The organism is Streptomyces sp. NPDC001492 (genome assembly GCF_053597275.1).
Map to the genome: position 1 here is coordinate 90,820 of NZ_JBSFHW010000003.1, position 14,883 is coordinate 105,702.

Genomic DNA, 14,883 nt, shown 5'->3' on the forward strand with positions numbered 1-14,883 from the left:
CAGTCGACCGACAACTGGCCGGTTTCTGTGGCTGGTTGGGGGCTCAGTCCTTGACGGCGCCTGCGGTCACGCCGGCCGCGACGTACCGCTGGGCGAGGACGAGGATCACCGTGGCGGGCAGGGAGGCCACGACGGCGGTGGCCATGATGGCGTTCCACTGCTGGTTGTTGTTGCCGATGTAGTGGTAGATGCCGAGGGTGATCGGCTCGTGGGCGCCGCCGTTGGCGAGGGTGCTGGCGAAGACGAAGTCGGACCAGGACCACAGGAAGGCGAACAGGGACACCGTGACGACGGCGTTGCGGCTCATCGGCAGCACGACGGACCAGAAGGTGCGCAGGGCCCTGGCTCCGTCCATCTGGGCGGCCTGGAGGAGTTCGCCGGGGATGCCGGACATGAACGCCGTGAAGATCAGCACCGCGAACGGGACGGCCAGGGTGGAGTCGGCGACGATCAGGCCGGGAACGGACTGGAGCAGCCCGAGCTGGAGGTAGATGGCGTAGAAGCCCATCGCCATGATGATGCCGGGGATCATCTGCGCGGCCAGCAGGACGAAGCTGAGGATGCCGCCGCCGCGCGGGCGCAGCTTGGCCAGCGCGTAGCCGGCGGGGGCGGACAGGAGCACGGTCAGCAGGACGGTGCCCAGGCCGATCGCGAGGCTGGTGCCGAGGTAGGGCAACTGCTCGTCAAGGACGGTGCGGTAGCCGGCCAGGGTGCCGTGCAGCGGCAGCAGGTCCGGTGGGCTCTTGCGCATGTCCTGGTCGCGGGTCAGGGACACATTCAGCATCCAGTACACCGGGAAGAGCATGATCGCGGTCAGCACGACGCCGATCGTGGTCTTCCCCCACGTACGCCTGCGGATGCGGCTCATGACAGGGCCTGCTTTCTCTGCACCCGGACGTAGACCAGCCCGAAGACGAGCGCGGCGACCACGAGCAGGTTGCCGACGGCCGCACCGGGGCCGAAGGCCGGCAGGAGGTTGCCGAAGCCGAGCTGGTAGGACCAGGTGGCGAAGGTGGTGGAGGAGTCCGCCGGGCCGCCCCTGGTCATGATCCAGATGATGTCGAAGACCTTGAGCGTGTAGACCAGTCCGAGCAGCAGGGTGATCGCGGACACCGGGCGCAGCAGTGGGAAGGTGATGCTCCAGAACCGGCGCCAGGCACCCGCCCCGTCCAGCGCGGCGGCCTCGTAGAGGCCGGCCGGGATGGACTGCAGACCGCTGTAGAGCACGACCAGGTTGAACGGGACGCCGATCCAGATGTTCGCGATGATCACCGAGGTCAGCGACCAGGACGGCGAGGTCAGCCAGTTGACCGGCCCGATGCCGACGGCGTGCAGGGCGGCGTTGACGATGCCGGAGTCGGTGTTGAGCATCCATGACCAGGTGGACGCCGACACGATCAGCGGCAGCAGCCACGGTACGAGGAACAGGGCGCGCAGGGTCGCCGACAGCCGGAAGTGCTGGTGGAAGAAGACCGCGAGGGCGAGCCCGATGGCGTACTGGAAGATGAGGCAGACCGCGGTGAAGAGCGCGGTGTGCAGCAGGGCCGGGGCGAAGGTCGGGTTGTCGAAGACCGTGCGGTAGTTGGCGAGGCCGGTGAAGGGTGCGTCGCCCTGGACGAAGGAGCGGACGGTGTAGTCGCGCAGGCTCAGGTCGAGGTTGCGGTAGAGCGGATAGGCGTAGAAGAGGGCCAGGTAGACGGTCACCGGGGCGAGGAATCCCCAGGCGGCCCACTGCTGGGAGTTCGGGCGGCGCCGGGCCGAGGCGCGGGCCGGGGCCGAGGCGGCGGTCGCCGCCCCGTTCCGGTCGTCCGCGGGCCGGTGGTCCGGCGCACGGGTCGTCTGCTTCAGCTGCTTCATCGGGCTCATGTCACTTGGCTGCGGCCTGCGCCGAACTCAGCGCGTCCTTGGGCGACTTGGAGCCGCTGAGGGCGGACTGGACGGCCTTCCACATCTGCTCGGAGATCTTGGGGTACTTGGTGCCCAGGTCGTCACTGGTGCGGCCCTTGGCGGCCTTGACGGCGTCGACCCACGGCTTCAGGTCGGCGTTCGCGGCGACCTGCTTGGCCTGGACCTCGCTGGTGGGGGCCACGTAGGACAGGGTGGTGTCGGTGTTGTAGAGGTTGTCGCCGCTGGTCAGACAGGTCACCAGCTTCTGGGAGGTGGCGTAGCGGCCGCTGTCCTTCTGGACCGGGACGGTGACGAACTCGCCGCCGGTCGGGGCCGCCGCGCTACCGCCCGTGGCCGCGGGGACGGGCAGGACGCCGTAGTCGAAACCGGCCTTCTTGGCATTGGCGAGCTGCCAGGTGCCGTTCTCGCTGAACGCGTAGTCGCCGCTCGCGAACTCCTGCCAGCTGGTGGTCTGGGTGTTGTTGAGCACGGAGTTCGGGGCGTAGCCCTGCTTCAGCCAGTCCTTCCAGAGGGAGAGGGCGGACACGGCCTGGGAGGAGTCGAGTTCGGTCAGCTTGGCGCCCGAGCCCCAGAACCAGGGCAGGAACTGGAAGCTGCCCTCCTCCGTGCCGATCGCCGAGAACGTGATGCCCTTCTTGCCGGCCTTCTTGACCTTCTCCAGCGCCGCCGTCAGGGACTTCCAGTCCTTGATGGTGGCGACGTCCACGCCGGCCTTCTTGAGCACCGCCTTGTTGTAGTAGAGGGCCAGGGTGTTGGCGCCGATCGGCGTGCCGTAGGTCTTGCCGCCGGACTGGCCGGCCGCGAGCAGGTTGGGGTCGACCTTCGAGGTGTCCAGCTTGTTGTCGTCGGTCGTGGTGAGCACGCCCGCCTCGGCCAGCGTCGACACCACCGGGTTGTCGACGATGAGGACGTCCGGGGAGTTGCCCTGCTGCGCCGCCAGCAGCGTCTTGTTGCCCAGGTCGCTGGTGTCGAAGGCGGTCCGCTTGACCTTCACTCCGGCCTTGGTTCCGCACTGGTCCAGCAGCTTCGCCCAGTCCGAGCCCTTGTCGAACTGCGGGTACGGGTCCCAGATCGTGTACGTGCCGCCGCCGGCCCCCTTGGTGTCGGTGCTGCCCGAGCCCGAGGAGCAGGCGGTGGCGGAGACGGCCACGGCGAGCGCGGTCACGGCCGCGGCGGTCAGACGGCGCTGTCTGAAGGAGGTGTTCATGGCAAGGGTTCCTTTGTTCTGGGCATGCGGGTGCCGAGGGCACGGGTGGGTGAAGGCATGGGTGGTGCAGGCCCGTCCGGGCAGGGCGAGGACAAGCGGGCACGACGAACGGCCGCACTGTCGGGCGGTGCGAACGGCCGGTGAGACGAGGGGAGTTGAGGAGTACTACGCGGGCGTGGTCAGGGCGCGGTGACGGTCCCTGCGGGCCCGGTGCTGGCCCGCAGGGAGATCGGCGGTGCGAGGAGGTGGTGGCGCGGCGGGGCGTCGGGGTGGTCGAGCCGTTCCACCAGCAGGTCGACGGCGCGCCGGCCCATCTCCTCCGCCGGTACGTCGGCCGCGGTGAGCTGCGGGGTCACCGTCTCCGCCCAGCGGCTGGCGACGACCCCGGTGACGGAGAAGTCGCGCGGCACATGGCGGCCGGCCTGGGCGAGTCCCCGGTAGAGGCCGCCGAGAGCGGCCTCGTTCAGGGTGACCAGGCCGGTGGTGGCCGGGTCGTCGTGCAGGATCTGTTCCAGGCAGGCCTGCCCGGCTGCCGCGTCGTCCCCGCAGCAGTACGTCCGCACGGTCAGCCCGCGTTCGGCCGCGGCCTTGGTGAAGCCGTCCAGGCCGCGGTGCGCGGACTCGTATCCGGCCCGCAGCAGTTGCTCGGGACGGTTGACGAAGGCGATCCGGCGGTGGCCGAGGTCCGCCAGGTGGTGGACACACGCCGCCGCCAGCGCGGTGTGGTCCAGGCCGACCCACCAGCCGCCTTCCGGGTGGGCGGTACGGCCGATGGCGACGGAGGGAAAGCCCAGCTCGGCCAAGTGGTCGACCCGGTCGTCCGCGAGCCTGATCTCCATCAGGATCGCGCCGTCGACCCGCCGCTCCCCCAGCAGCCGCTGGAAGGAGCGGTCGCTGTCGACGCCGCTGGGTGAGAGCAGTACGTCGTAGTCGTAGGCCGCGGCTGCCTCCACCACGCTGCCGATGAAGTCGAGCTGCATGCCGGTGTAGTGGTTGCCGGCGGGCGGGAAGACGAGGCCGAGGGTGCTGGTGCGGCCGTTGGCGAGGGCGCGGGCGCTGGCGTTCGGGCGGTAGCCGAGCTCGTCGATGACCTGCTGGATCTTCCGGCGGGTGTCGTCCGAGACCGGGCGTTTGCCGCTGAGTGCGTAGGAGACGGTGCTCCGCGAGACACCGGCCCGGCGGGCGATCTCTCCGATGTTCACGGGCGGCTCCTTGCTCGAAATCCTGCTCGAACCTGCTCGAACCGGTTCGACTCCTCGGTGGAGAGCGTACTCGCAAGCCGGGTGTCGAACCGGTTCGCGTGAAGTGAAGGTAGGAACCCGACCGAACGTCTGTCAACACCCCTGACAACACTGCCGCACTCGCCAGAAGGTCCGGATTTGTTGGGGCGGGAGGGATTGCTGGCCGGGATCTCCGGTGCTAGCTTCCCCGAACCGGTTCGATGACCCGATCGGAGCCGCCCGTTCCGCCAGCTGTTACGCGCTCCCCTGCGTGTGCGGCCTGGCAATCGAACCGGTTCGACGTATGCCGATACGCCGCTACACAAGGATTGAGGACGCGATCCATGCCATCCGCTGACAGATCCGCCCGGCGCCGGGCCCCCGCCGCCACGGTGCTGGCTCTCGGTGCGGGCCTGCTGGCCGCACCGGCCGTCCCCGCGCAGGCAGCCGATACGCCCCAGCCCGCCGCCCACTACACCTTCGACCAGGACGACCTCTCCTCCGGCCGGATCACCGACAGCTCCGGCAACGGGCTGACGGCGACCCTGGTGAACGGCTCCACCGCGCAGTCCGTCGCGGGCTCGGACGGCGGCAGGGCGCTGTCCCTGCCGGGCGGGGCACCCACCTCGGACGGCGCGTACGTCCGCCTCCCCCGCGAAGTGCTCGGTGACGCAAGCGACCTGACGGTCTCGGCCCGGGTGAAGTGGAGCGGCGACAAGTCGGCCTGGCAGCGGATCTTCGATCTGGGCACCGACACCAGCACGTACCTGTTCACGACGCCGTACAACGGCAGTGTGCTGCGTACCGCCGTGACCACCGGCGGAGGGGGCGCGGAGGCACAGGTCTCCGGGTACGCGCCGCTGCCCGCCGACGGCTGGCGGACCGTCACCGTCACCCTCGACACCGCCGCCCACCGGGTCACCACCTACCTCGACGGGGTGGCGGTCTCCTCCGCCGCGACGAACGTCAAGGCCAAGGATCTGCTGGACGCTTCGGCCACCGCGGCCGGCTACATCGGCAAGTCCTTCTACCCGGACCCCCTGCTCAAGGGCGCGGTCGACGACTTCACCGTCTGGCACTCGGCGCTCACCGCGGAGCAGGTGGCCGGTACGGTCGGGACGCTTCCCACCCTCGATCAGCTCTCGCGGACCTCCTTCGAGGTCCGTACGACGACCGGGACGGCCCCCTCCCTGCCCGCAGCCGTCCGCTCCTCCTTCTCCGACGGCTACGACCGCGACACCCCGGTCACCTGGGACGCCGTACCGGCGGAGAAGTACGCGCGGCCGGGCACCTTCACGGTGGCCGGCACCGCCGCCGGACGCGCGGTGCAGGCGACCGTCACCGTGGTCCGCGAGGGAGCCCTGACCGTCGACCTCGGCTCGCACACCGGCGCGTTCCACGGCGGTGCCTCCGGCACCCTCTACGGCGTGTACGGGCCGGGCGTCCCCACCAACAACCTCCTCGAGGGCATGGGCCTGCGCACGGTCTCCACCAAGGCGCAGGACGGCCCCCAGCACCCAGGCGCCGACGCACTGGACGTGGTCAAGCCGCTGGCCGACTCCACCGACGGCGACGTGTACATCTACATGACGGACATCCACCGCGGTTTCCCTTACGAGTGGCCCGGCGACACCCCCGCGGAGAAGCTCAAGCTCTACGAGCAGAAGATGGCAAAGCAGGTCGACCAGGTCCTGCGGCTGCCCAGGCAGTACCAGGACAACATCGTCTTCGTGCCGTTCAACGAGCCCGAGGGCAACATGTTCGGCACCGGCGAGTGGAGCTACGACAAGGTCAGCTGGCTGAGCGACCCCAAGGACTACTTCGCCGCCTGGGACTCCGCCTACAAGCTCATCAAGGGCAAGATGCCGGACGCCCGGATCGCGGGCCCCAACACCAGCATCCTGTACGACCAGGTGAAGGGCTTCCTCACGCACACCCTGGCCGCCGGCACCCTCCCGGACGTCATCACCTGGCACGAGCTGAGCCACCCGGAGGCGGTGCGCGAGAGCGTGGCCAAGTACCGGGCCTGGGAGAAGGACCTGTTCAAGGGGACCTCCCGCGAAGGAACCCAACTCCCCGTCAACATCAACGAGTACGCCTTCAACTACCACACCTCCGTCCCCGGCCAGATGATCCAGTGGGTGTCCGCGATCGAGGAGTCCAAGGTGGACGCCGACATCGCGTACTGGAACATCGACGGCAACCTCTCCGACTCCGCGGTGCAGTCGGGCCGCGGCAACGGCCAGTGGTGGCTGCTGCACTCGTACGCCTCGATGAGCGGGCACACCGTGAAGGTGACCCCGCCGTTCCCGGGCCAGAACTACACCATGCAGGGCGTGGCCACGCTCGACGAGAAGAAGAAGCAGGCCCGGCTGATCTTCGGCGGCTCGACCGGCAAGGGCCACATCACCTTCGCGGGCATCCCCGAGAAGGTCTTCGGGGACCAGGTCCACGCCTGGGTGCGGGAGATCGACTGGAGCGGGCAGGTCGGCGACAACTCCGGCCCGAAGCTGCTGACCGAGACGAACCTGAAGGTCGGTGACGACGGTACGGCCGTCGTGGACTTCGGCGACGGCACGCTGCCGAAGCTGAAGGAGTCCTCGGCGTACGAGATCGTCCTCAGCCCGGCCGGCAAGGCGAAGGGCACACAGTCGGCATCCGTGCGCTGGCAGGGTTCGTACGAGGCGGAGGACGCGGCCCACACCGGGTCCGGCTACTCCAGGAACGGCCCGGAGGGTTCGACGAGTGACGTGTCGAAGTTCTACACCTCCGGCGGCTACGACGTCGGCGGCCTGCGCACCGGTTCGGACGTGACGCTCGGCTTCGCCGTGGACGTCCCCGAGGACGGCACCTACGACCTGAGCGTCTTCGCCAACTCCCTCAACACCTTCGACAAGGTGAAGGAGCAGGGCCCCACCAACGTCTTCCTGCGGGTGGACGGACAGGCGGACAGCGAGCAGGAGTTGTACCTGCCGCTCGGCTACAAGTGGGTGGTGTGGGACCACACCGACACCACGGTGCACCTCACCAAGGGCAGGCACACCCTGACCCTGGCCGCGAAGAGCCTCGACGGCAGGCGTGCCACCAAGGGCGACGCCATCGTCGACCGCCTCACCCTGTCCCTGCCGGGCCCGTCGGCGGCCACCGGGGTCCACGAGGGCGAGCTGGCCTGGCTGGGCGGCGGGGCACGGCCCGTCTACGACCTGCCGAAGCAGGCCACAACCCCCGCCACGGGCTCGGGCGCGGCCCGGCTCGCGAAGGGCCAGACGGCCACGTTCTGGGTCTACTCCCCCGCCGACCGCGAGGCCACCCTCGGCATCGACACCCTCGGCCCCGCGGACGCACGCCTGTCGGTCAACGGGCACGACGTCCTGCACGTGACCAAGCCCAGTCACAAGGTCGCCGTCTCCCTCTCGGGCGGCATCAACAAGGTGACGGTGACCGGCGGTTCGACCGCCACCCTGGTCGACCGGCTGACCGTCACTCCCACCGACGGCACACTCAAGGCCCGTACGTACGAGGCGCAGGACGCCAAGCTGGCGGGCTCGGCCGCGCTGACCTCGCTGCCCCTGGCGACGGACGGTACGGCGATCACGGGCATCGGCGGCGACCCGGGCAACGGCAACACGGCGACGTTCACCGTCGCCGCGGACGAGCCCGGCCTGTACGCCCTGCGCATCCGCTACGCGAACCCCGAACAGTCCGAGGCCACGCACTACAACCCGGACCCGCTGGCCCGCCATGCCGACCTCACCGTCAACGGCGGCACGATGCAGCGCGTCGGCTTCCCGCACACCTTCCACCAGGACAACTTCTGGGAACTGACCGTCCCCGTCCGCCTCAAGAAGGGACAGAACACGATCACCTTCCGCTCCGAGGAACTGCCGAACTTCGACGGCACGACGTACGCCTCGGACACCTTCCCGGGGGTGCTGCTCCGCTCCCGCTACGCACCGCTGATCGACCGGATCGTCGTGGCGCCGTATGCGCGGGAGGTGCGATGAGTTAGCCGCCGACGCCGCAGGCAGGCAGGCAGGCAGGGGTTTGGTTCCGCCACGGGGGGCGGAACCAGGCCCCTGCTGCTTCCGGTGCCGTGGCGGGTGACGTTGTGGGCGCCCGAAGCGGGTGCGGGAGGCGTCGCCGCGGGTGGACAGCCAGGGACTGGGTCCATCACCCCGTGCTCAGAGCGGTGGCCGACCGGTCCACGCCCGCATGGCGACGCGCGCTGAGGGAGGCGAAAATGAGATCGGGACAAGAGCCACCCGATCATCGGAGACGGCGTCGCCGCCAGTGCGGGGGTCGCCGACCTTCCCCAGTGCGCTCGCGCCGAGAGAGCAGTGGGGCGCTGCCGCCAGGTGACCGGCGGACTCGTTGAAAACTCCGGGCGCCGTGAGCGGGACATCAGGGCATTCCCGCAGGTGCAGCCAGGAACACAGGTGATCGCTCATGTGCCGATGGCTCGCTTACACGGGAACACCCCTGCTTCTCGACACCATCCTCTACAGACCGGCCCATTCGCTGATCGATCAGAGCCTCCACTCCAAACTGGGTGTGGAGACGACGAACGGCGACGGTTTCGGCATCGGATGGTATTCGCAGGAGAGTATCGACACCCCTGCCCTGTTCAGGGACGTCGGCCCGGCCTGGAACAACCGCAATCTGAGGGAGATCGCGGATCATGTGCGCTCCCCGCTGTTCTTCGCCCACATACGGGCGACGACCGGCACGGCGGTCCAGCAGACGAACTGCCACCCGTTCCGGCACGGCCGCTGGATGTGGATGCACAACGGCGTCATCACGGGTTTCCACCTCATGCGCCGCGAGTTGACGTTGCTCGTCGACCCCGAGCTGTACCCCGACATCGAAGGAACGACCGACTCGGAGGTGATGTTCTACCTGGCGCTCACCTTCGGCCTGGACCAGGACCCCCCGGGCGCTGTGTCGCGGATGGTGGGAGTGGTGGAGCGCAGCGGCCGCGACCACGGTGTGGAGTTCCCAGTGCAGATGACGATCGGCGTGACCGACGGCGAACGCGTCTGGGCCTTCCGCTACTCGAGCCAGGGCGCGTCCCGGTCCTTGTTCTACAGCACTCGCGTGGACGCACTGCGCAAGCTGCACCCCGATGCGGCTTTCCTGGACGAAGTGTCCGACGAGACCCGCCTCATCGTTTCCGAACCTCTCGGCGACCTGCCTGGCGCCTGGAACGAGGTGCCGGAGAGCAGCTACGGCGTCGTGGAGGCCGGGGCCGACGAGTTGTATCCCTTCGTGCCGGAACCTGCGTGATGCGTCGACCGCTTCTCATCAGCCCCAGGGCCCCGGGGCACCACTCATGCCGTTCTTGTGGCGGACCGCTTCGCGCTCCTGCTGGTGCCGCTCCGACCGGGCTTGGCGGGCGCGGTCCTCCTCCTCGTGGCCGTCTCTGTGTCTGCGGCCGTCTGCGACGGCGCTGTCCGGGTCGATGCGGTCGGCCACTTGAACTCGATCTCCAGCTCGACCTCCCCGTTGCCGACCTCGACTTCCACCTCGCTGCGAAGGTCCTCAGGAATCCGCAGGCTCAGCGTCGCGGGGCCGAGTTCCAGTTCGGCATCCCCGCCTTCTCTCAGCGCAGCCGCAAGTGCAGTCAGCTGGTCAGCCGCCTCGATACGGGACAGCGAGCTCTTCTGCTCGAACTTGAGATCCTTCATGGATGCCTCCAGTCAGGACAAACAGGGCATAACGCCAATTCTGCGGCCTTACGCGGGATCGGACATCCTCACAGCCTGACGAAGAGCCGACACTCGTACGGCTGCAACGTAGAGCCACGGATCACGAGGCTGGTGGGGATGATGTGCGAGGGGCGGCCTTCGGCGATCCGCGCACGTGGTCCAGCAGCGGTCGCGCCGCCGCCTCGCCCATTTCCCGCATGGGCCGGCGGATCGTGGTCGGTGCCGGACAGGTGTACGAGGCCATCTCGATGCCGTCGAAGCCCACCACGGCCACACCCTGTGGAACCCAGAGACCGGCCTCGTGCAGGGCGGCGAGCACGCCGACCGCCGAGGGGTCCTTGTGCGCAAACACCGAGACCGCGGATGACGCTCCGTCGACCGATCTCGATCCCGGCTTCCGCGCAGACATCGACGAAGCCGCCCAGCCGTTCCCGAGTACACCCGAACGTCTCGGGGCCGGTCAGCACCGGCGGACGACGGCGCCCGATCTCCAGCAGGTGCCGCGCGGCCTGCTCACCTCCCTCCCGGGCGGTGCCGCCCCGGGCGAAGGCGTCGATGCCGGTGCTGGAGGGGTCGGGGAACTGGTCGGCGAGGACGTGTCCGCCGGAGTGAAGTGACGCGCCCCAGGGCCGCGCGCCGAACGGCCGGGAACGGCTTACGGCTTACGGCTCCTCGGCGAGGCGAGCGCCGAAACGGACGCCGCGCGCCGGCCACCATCATGGCTCGCGCAGTGCCGTGCTGCGCGGGCAGCGCGTGGCCTGCCTTGGCGCGGAGCAGGGCGGCGGCGGGGGTGGCCCCAAAAGCATCACGTCAGACACCTCGGCCCGGCCCCCGCGGCCTGAATCCTGTACCTGTAACCGGCCGACCCCGCAGGTGCGGCACGGCCGGACGCCTGGACGTCCCCTCGACCGACGGCGGGCGCTCCCCCTCCACTAAGTTGGGGTCATGAGCGACAGCACTCCTTTGGGAGACTTCCTCAGAGCACGGCGCGAAGCCCTCAAGCCGCAGGACGTGGGCCTGCCGGAGCACGGGCGCAGGCGGGTGCCGGGGCTGCGCCGCGAGGAGGTCGCCTTTCTCGCGGGCGTGAGCTCCGACTACTACATGCGCCTGGAACAGGGCCGGGAGACCAGCCCGTCGCCCCAGGTGATCGACGCGATCGCCGCCGCCCTCCACCTCGACGACGAGGCACACGACCACCTGCGCAGACTCACCCGGGCGCCCCAGGAGCGCCGCAGCGCCCTCGCCGGTCACGACAGAGCCGGCCCCCAGCTTCTGCGGCTGATCGACAGCTGGCCCGACACCCCCGCCTTCATCACGGGACCGGCCCTGGACATCCTGGCGCACAACACGCTCGCCGCGGCCCTGCACAGCGGATTCCAGCGGTTCGACAACCTGGCCCGCATGATCTTCCTGGACCCGGCCGGGCGTACCTTCTACCGGGACTGGGACAAGGCCGCGAACTCGTGCGTGGCCGAACTGCGCGCGGCCTACGGATACGACCCCGAGTCCCCGCGGATCATCGAGGTCGTCGACACACTCTGCGCGAAGAACCCCGATTTCGCCGAACTGTGGGCACGGCACGAGGTGAGGGGCAAGACGCAGCAGGCGAAGAACCTCGCGCACCCCGAGGTCGGCGCTCTGGAGATCGAGTTCTCGGCCTTCACCGTCAACGGTGCCCCGTACCAGCAACTGGTCGTCTACCAGGCCGATCCGGCCGGTGCCACCGCGGCTGCCTTCGCCGAACTCCGGTCCCGCGCCGTTCGAGGGGAACGCGTACAGGTGGTGCGGGAGCAAACCGGCCGGGCTCTCAGCGACACGTGACCTGTCAGTCGCGCGACCGGGTGCCTCCCTCCCCGGCGCGCTGTTCGCCCTCGCGGTAGAGCACCAGGTGCTCGTGGAAGAGAACCCCGTCGCGGATGTCGCCGGTGGCGGTGAAGCCGGTGTCGTCGACGTAGTCGATGTGGTCGCCGGTGACGGTGTAGCGGCCGGTATAGGCGCTCCGACGGTTTCCGCGGGCCTCGTCGTAGCGGCCGTTCGGCAGCAGTTCCTGGCGGATGAACCCGTCCGCGGTCACCCACATCCCGACGTACGGGTGAGGGGCGCGAGGCATGTCAGTGCTGGTCATGGCCCCATGGTTGGCCCGAAAGCCGATGGCAGCCAGGCCGCGGTATCCCCAGGTACGGGCTTCCTGGGGGCGGCGCACCTGGGGATACGGCGGCCTGGTTGCCGTAGCGGGCGGGATCGAGGCTGGTTTCTGAAAAGTCCCGGCCGCCGTACGGAAAGAAGACCTCTCGTGAACGTCCACGACACCACCAGCGCCGCCGTCCTCGAACAGCTCCGGCGCCGCCCCGCAGCTGAACGGCGCATCCTGTTCGCCGGGGCGACCATCGTCACCATGGACCTCGGCCTCGGTGTCATCGAGCACGGCGACCTCCTCATCGAGGGCGACACCATCACAGCCGTCGGCCGTGACCTCGCCGCGGGCGACGCCGTGGTCGTCGAGGCCACCGGCACCGTCCTCAGTCCCGGCTTCGTCGACACCCACCGGCACGCCTGGGAGGCCCAGCTGCGCCGGATCATGCCGGACGTCGACGACCTCGGCGGCTATGTCATGGCCACACTGGCCGGGTACGCCACGGTCTACCGGCCCGAGGACATGTACATCGGTACGAGACTGGCCGCCCTCACCGCGATCGACAGCGGCATCACGACCATGCTCGACTTCTCCCACAACTCCCGCACCCGCGAGCACTCCGACGCCGCCATCGAAGCCCTCCGCGACACCGGCATCCGCGGCGTGCACGCCTCCATGGGCCCGCACTTCGGCGATTGGGACCGGCAGTGGCCCGGCGACCTGACCCGCATCAAGGACCAGTACTTCAGCAGCGACGACCAGCTGCTGACCCTGCGCCTGGCGACGCTCGCCACCGACGAGATCGCCGGACCGGCGCTCACCTACGGTCCCGAACTCGCCCGCGTAGCTGCGGACTTGTGCATCGGAGTGAGCGTGGACGCCGTCTTCGGCACGTCCTCCTCCGAAGCGGTGCTGCGCTGGGCCAAGGACGGCGTCCTCACTCCCGACGTCACCCTCATCCACGCCACCGGACTGACCCCCGAGGCCTGGAAGGCGATGGGAGAGACCGGCACGACCGTGGCGCTCGCCCCCACCTCCGACGCCCAGATCGGCCTGGAGACCGCGATCCCCGCCGTCGACGAGGCCCTGTCCGTCGGCATCCGCCCGGGACTGAGCATCGACGTCGAAGTCGCCCTGGCCAGCGACATGTTCACGCAGATGCGGGCCCTGCACGCCATCCAGCGGATGCGTGCCGTCAACGCCGCCCACGGCACCGACCGGCAGCCCCACCGCATCACCACCCACGACGTACTGGACTTCGCCACCCTCCAGGGCGCCCGCACCAACGGCCTGGCCGCCGTCACCGGCTCACTCGCCCCGGGCAAGAAGGCCGACCTGCTGGTCATCCAGGCGGAGGACCTCAACAACATGCCGCTCAACGACCCGATCGGCACCGTCGTACTGGGCTCCGACGCCCGCAACATCAGCGCCGTCCTCATCAACGGCGAGCCCCGCAAATGGGACGGCCACGTCCTCGACGTCGACCTGTCCGCCCTGCGCAGCGAGGTCCACACCTCACGCGAGCACGTGCTGAACACCCGGGGAACGCACCGGCATCAGTAACGGCCGTTCCGGGACACCTCTTGGCTGTCGCCGACAGCCGTGGTCACCACGGCCCATATGTCATGTCCCGTGTCGCGGGTGCCCTGGTTGTGGTTGTACTGGAACTGGAAGACGTAGGTTCCGGGGTCGAGGGTGATGCCCTGGTTGAGCGTCACGACGTAGTCCGCTCCGCCGTCCGAGGCCCTTCCCGTGTGCACCGTGACCTTGTCTCCGAGCGACGTCCAGACGCCGGTGTTCGCCACGCCACCGGTCTGGGCCACATGCAGGACGACCTTCAGGGCGCTGAGCTTCTTGGTGGTCGTGACGTTGACGTTGCTCTCGCTCCAGTAGTTGTTCGGGGACGTCACGGAGGTCCGTACGGAGAGATAGCCGCTCTGCCCGGCCGTCGAGGACTTGGTCGTTGACCGCTGGGGTGAGACCGCCGCGGCGTGCGGCGGCGCGGGAGCGTGAGCGTTCTGGGCGCCGGCTGCCGCCACGCCCACGGCGGGGGGCGCGGCCGCGGCCGCCTTCCCGGCCCCTGCCGCCACGCGGCCCTTCGCAGGCGTCGACGGAGTGCGGGTCGGGGAGCCCGGCTGGTCGAGGCCCTTGCCGGGGCCCACCAGAGGCTCCGGCTTCTCCTTCGCCGTCGCGGTGGTCGAATGCGACAGTCCTTCGGACACCCCTACGGCCGCGAGCAGGGCCCCGGCCGCGACGGCGACACCCAGAAGCCACTTCGAAACGGCGTGGCCGGCGACGGCGACAGCCCCCGTGGGAACCGGTGCCGTGTGCGCACCGCGCTGCTGCTCGGCGACGGACGCCTGCCACAGGGCTACCGACGATCCCTCGCCGGCAGCCTCCGCAGCGACCTTGGTGTCATCAACGGCCGCCTGTGCGGGCGGGGTTGCCGAGGCCGCAGGCGGATCGGCCTGCGCCGGCGTGGGCTGAGCGGTGCTCTGGTCCTGACCCTCGTCCTGCGTACCGGCCCACGGCAGGGGCTGATCCCACACGGCGCCCGTCGGCGCAGCGGCCCGCCCGCCGCTCTCGCCGTCCGGTGCGGTGGGCGCCGGGGCGAGCGCGACCTGTGCCTGGGGCTGCGTGGCAGGACCGTCCGTCCCGCCGGGTTCCTTGGCGGTCTGGTCTCCGTGTGTCATCTCAGCTCTGTTCCCT

13 protein-coding genes are annotated in these 14,883 nt (G+C 69.6%); 5 read left to right on the forward strand and 8 right to left on the reverse strand.

Annotated features, from left to right (window positions below):
- Positions 1–43 precede the first annotated feature (43 nt).
- The 4 genes from ACWC1K_RS04620 to ACWC1K_RS04635 all read right to left on the reverse strand — a co-directional run bounded on the left by ACWC1K_RS04620 (position 44) and on the right by ACWC1K_RS04635 (position 4,317).
- A complete protein-coding gene (locus tag ACWC1K_RS04620) occupies positions 44–868 on the reverse strand; it encodes a carbohydrate ABC transporter permease (protein WP_450828789.1) in 825 nt (274 codons plus the stop codon).
- Positions 865–1,857, reverse strand: a complete 993-nt coding sequence (locus ACWC1K_RS04625) for a carbohydrate ABC transporter permease (RefSeq protein WP_450828790.1) — start codon at positions 1,855–1,857, stop codon at positions 865–867. The genes ACWC1K_RS04620 and ACWC1K_RS04625 overlap by 4 nt, the downstream gene beginning before the upstream one ends.
- Before the next feature lie 10 nt (positions 1,858–1,867).
- Positions 1,868–3,115, reverse strand: a complete 1,248-nt coding sequence (locus tag ACWC1K_RS04630) for a sugar ABC transporter substrate-binding protein (protein ID WP_450828791.1) — start codon at positions 3,113–3,115, stop codon at positions 1,868–1,870.
- A gap of 179 nt (positions 3,116–3,294) precedes the next feature.
- Entirely contained in the window at positions 3,295–4,317 is a 1,023-nt protein-coding gene (locus tag ACWC1K_RS04635) for a LacI family DNA-binding transcriptional regulator (RefSeq protein ID WP_351469064.1), read from the reverse strand.
- A gap of 362 nt (positions 4,318–4,679) precedes the next feature.
- Between ACWC1K_RS04635 and ACWC1K_RS04640 the strand changes: the two genes are divergently transcribed.
- Both ACWC1K_RS04640 and ACWC1K_RS04645 read left to right on the forward strand, forming a co-directional pair.
- Complete coding sequence (locus ACWC1K_RS04640; RefSeq protein WP_450828792.1) at positions 4,680–8,339, forward strand: LamG-like jellyroll fold domain-containing protein; 3,660 nt, start codon at positions 4,680–4,682, stop codon at positions 8,337–8,339.
- A 442-nt stretch (positions 8,340–8,781) separates the two neighbouring features.
- Complete coding sequence (locus ACWC1K_RS04645) at positions 8,782–9,618, forward strand: class II glutamine amidotransferase (RefSeq protein ID WP_450828793.1); 837 nt, start codon at positions 8,782–8,784, stop codon at positions 9,616–9,618.
- Positions 9,619–9,662: 44 nt separating this feature from the next.
- Here ACWC1K_RS04645 and ACWC1K_RS04650 read toward each other — a convergent pair whose 3' ends face one another.
- Both ACWC1K_RS04650 and ACWC1K_RS04655 read right to left on the reverse strand, forming a co-directional pair.
- The gene (locus ACWC1K_RS04650; protein ID WP_450693361.1) at positions 9,663–10,019 is read right to left on the reverse strand and encodes an amphi-Trp domain-containing protein; all 357 of its coding nucleotides are present in this window, start codon (positions 10,017–10,019) and stop codon (positions 9,663–9,665) included.
- Between the two features lie 121 nt (positions 10,020–10,140).
- Positions 10,141–10,392, reverse strand: a complete 252-nt coding sequence (locus tag ACWC1K_RS04655) for a substrate-binding domain-containing protein (RefSeq protein WP_450828794.1) — start codon at positions 10,390–10,392, stop codon at positions 10,141–10,143.
- Between ACWC1K_RS04655 and ACWC1K_RS04660 the strand changes: the two genes are divergently transcribed.
- The gene (locus tag ACWC1K_RS04660; protein WP_450828795.1) at positions 10,379–10,657 is read left to right on the forward strand and encodes a hypothetical protein; all 279 of its coding nucleotides are present in this window, start codon (positions 10,379–10,381) and stop codon (positions 10,655–10,657) included. The genes ACWC1K_RS04655 and ACWC1K_RS04660 overlap by 14 nt on opposite strands.
- A gap of 328 nt (positions 10,658–10,985) precedes the next feature.
- Entirely contained in the window at positions 10,986–11,861 is an 876-nt protein-coding gene (locus ACWC1K_RS04665) for a helix-turn-helix transcriptional regulator (RefSeq protein WP_450828796.1), read from the forward strand.
- Between the two features lie 4 nt (positions 11,862–11,865).
- Here the strand turns inward: ACWC1K_RS04665 and ACWC1K_RS04670 are convergent, their stop codons facing one another.
- Positions 11,866–12,165 (reverse strand): Atu4866 domain-containing protein, encoded by a 300-nt coding sequence (locus tag ACWC1K_RS04670; protein ID WP_450828797.1) that lies wholly within the window; start codon positions 12,163–12,165, stop codon positions 11,866–11,868.
- A 168-nt stretch (positions 12,166–12,333) separates the two neighbouring features.
- Between ACWC1K_RS04670 and ACWC1K_RS04675 the strand changes: the two genes are divergently transcribed.
- A complete protein-coding gene (locus ACWC1K_RS04675) occupies positions 12,334–13,737 on the forward strand; it encodes an amidohydrolase family protein (protein WP_450828798.1) in 1,404 nt (467 codons plus the stop codon).
- Here the strand turns inward: ACWC1K_RS04675 and ACWC1K_RS04680 are convergent.
- On the reverse strand, positions 13,731–14,867 hold the full coding sequence (locus ACWC1K_RS04680; RefSeq protein ID WP_450828799.1) for a hypothetical protein: 1,137 nt from the start codon (positions 14,865–14,867) through the stop codon (positions 13,731–13,733). The genes ACWC1K_RS04675 and ACWC1K_RS04680 overlap by 7 nt on opposite strands.
- Positions 14,868–14,883: the final 16 nt, after the last annotated feature.

Excerpts from the sequence above, each read along its gene's own strand:
- ACWC1K_RS04620 (WP_450828789.1), bottom strand. The coding sequence starts at position 868 with ATGAGCCGCATCCGCAGGCGTACGTGGGGGAAGACCACGATCGGCGTC.
- ACWC1K_RS04670 (WP_450828797.1), bottom strand. The coding sequence starts at position 12,165 with ATGACCAGCACTGACATGCCTCGCGCCCCTCACCCGTACGTCGGGATG.
- ACWC1K_RS04625 (WP_450828790.1), bottom strand. The coding sequence starts at position 1,857 with ATGAAGCAGCTGAAGCAGACGACCCGTGCGCCGGACCACCGGCCCGCG.
- ACWC1K_RS04665 (WP_450828796.1), top strand. The coding sequence starts at position 10,986 with ATGAGCGACAGCACTCCTTTGGGAGACTTCCTCAGAGCACGGCGCGAA.
- ACWC1K_RS04680 (WP_450828799.1), bottom strand. The coding sequence starts at position 14,867 with ATGACACACGGAGACCAGACCGCCAAGGAACCCGGCGGGACGGACGGT.
- ACWC1K_RS04650 (WP_450693361.1), bottom strand. The coding sequence starts at position 10,019 with ATGAAGGATCTCAAGTTCGAGCAGAAGAGCTCGCTGTCCCGTATCGAG.
- ACWC1K_RS04645 (WP_450828793.1), top strand. The coding sequence starts at position 8,782 with ATGTGCCGATGGCTCGCTTACACGGGAACACCCCTGCTTCTCGACACC.
- ACWC1K_RS04630 (WP_450828791.1), bottom strand. The coding sequence starts at position 3,115 with ATGAACACCTCCTTCAGACAGCGCCGTCTGACCGCCGCGGCCGTGACC.
- ACWC1K_RS04640 (WP_450828792.1), top strand. The coding sequence starts at position 4,680 with ATGCCATCCGCTGACAGATCCGCCCGGCGCCGGGCCCCCGCCGCCACG.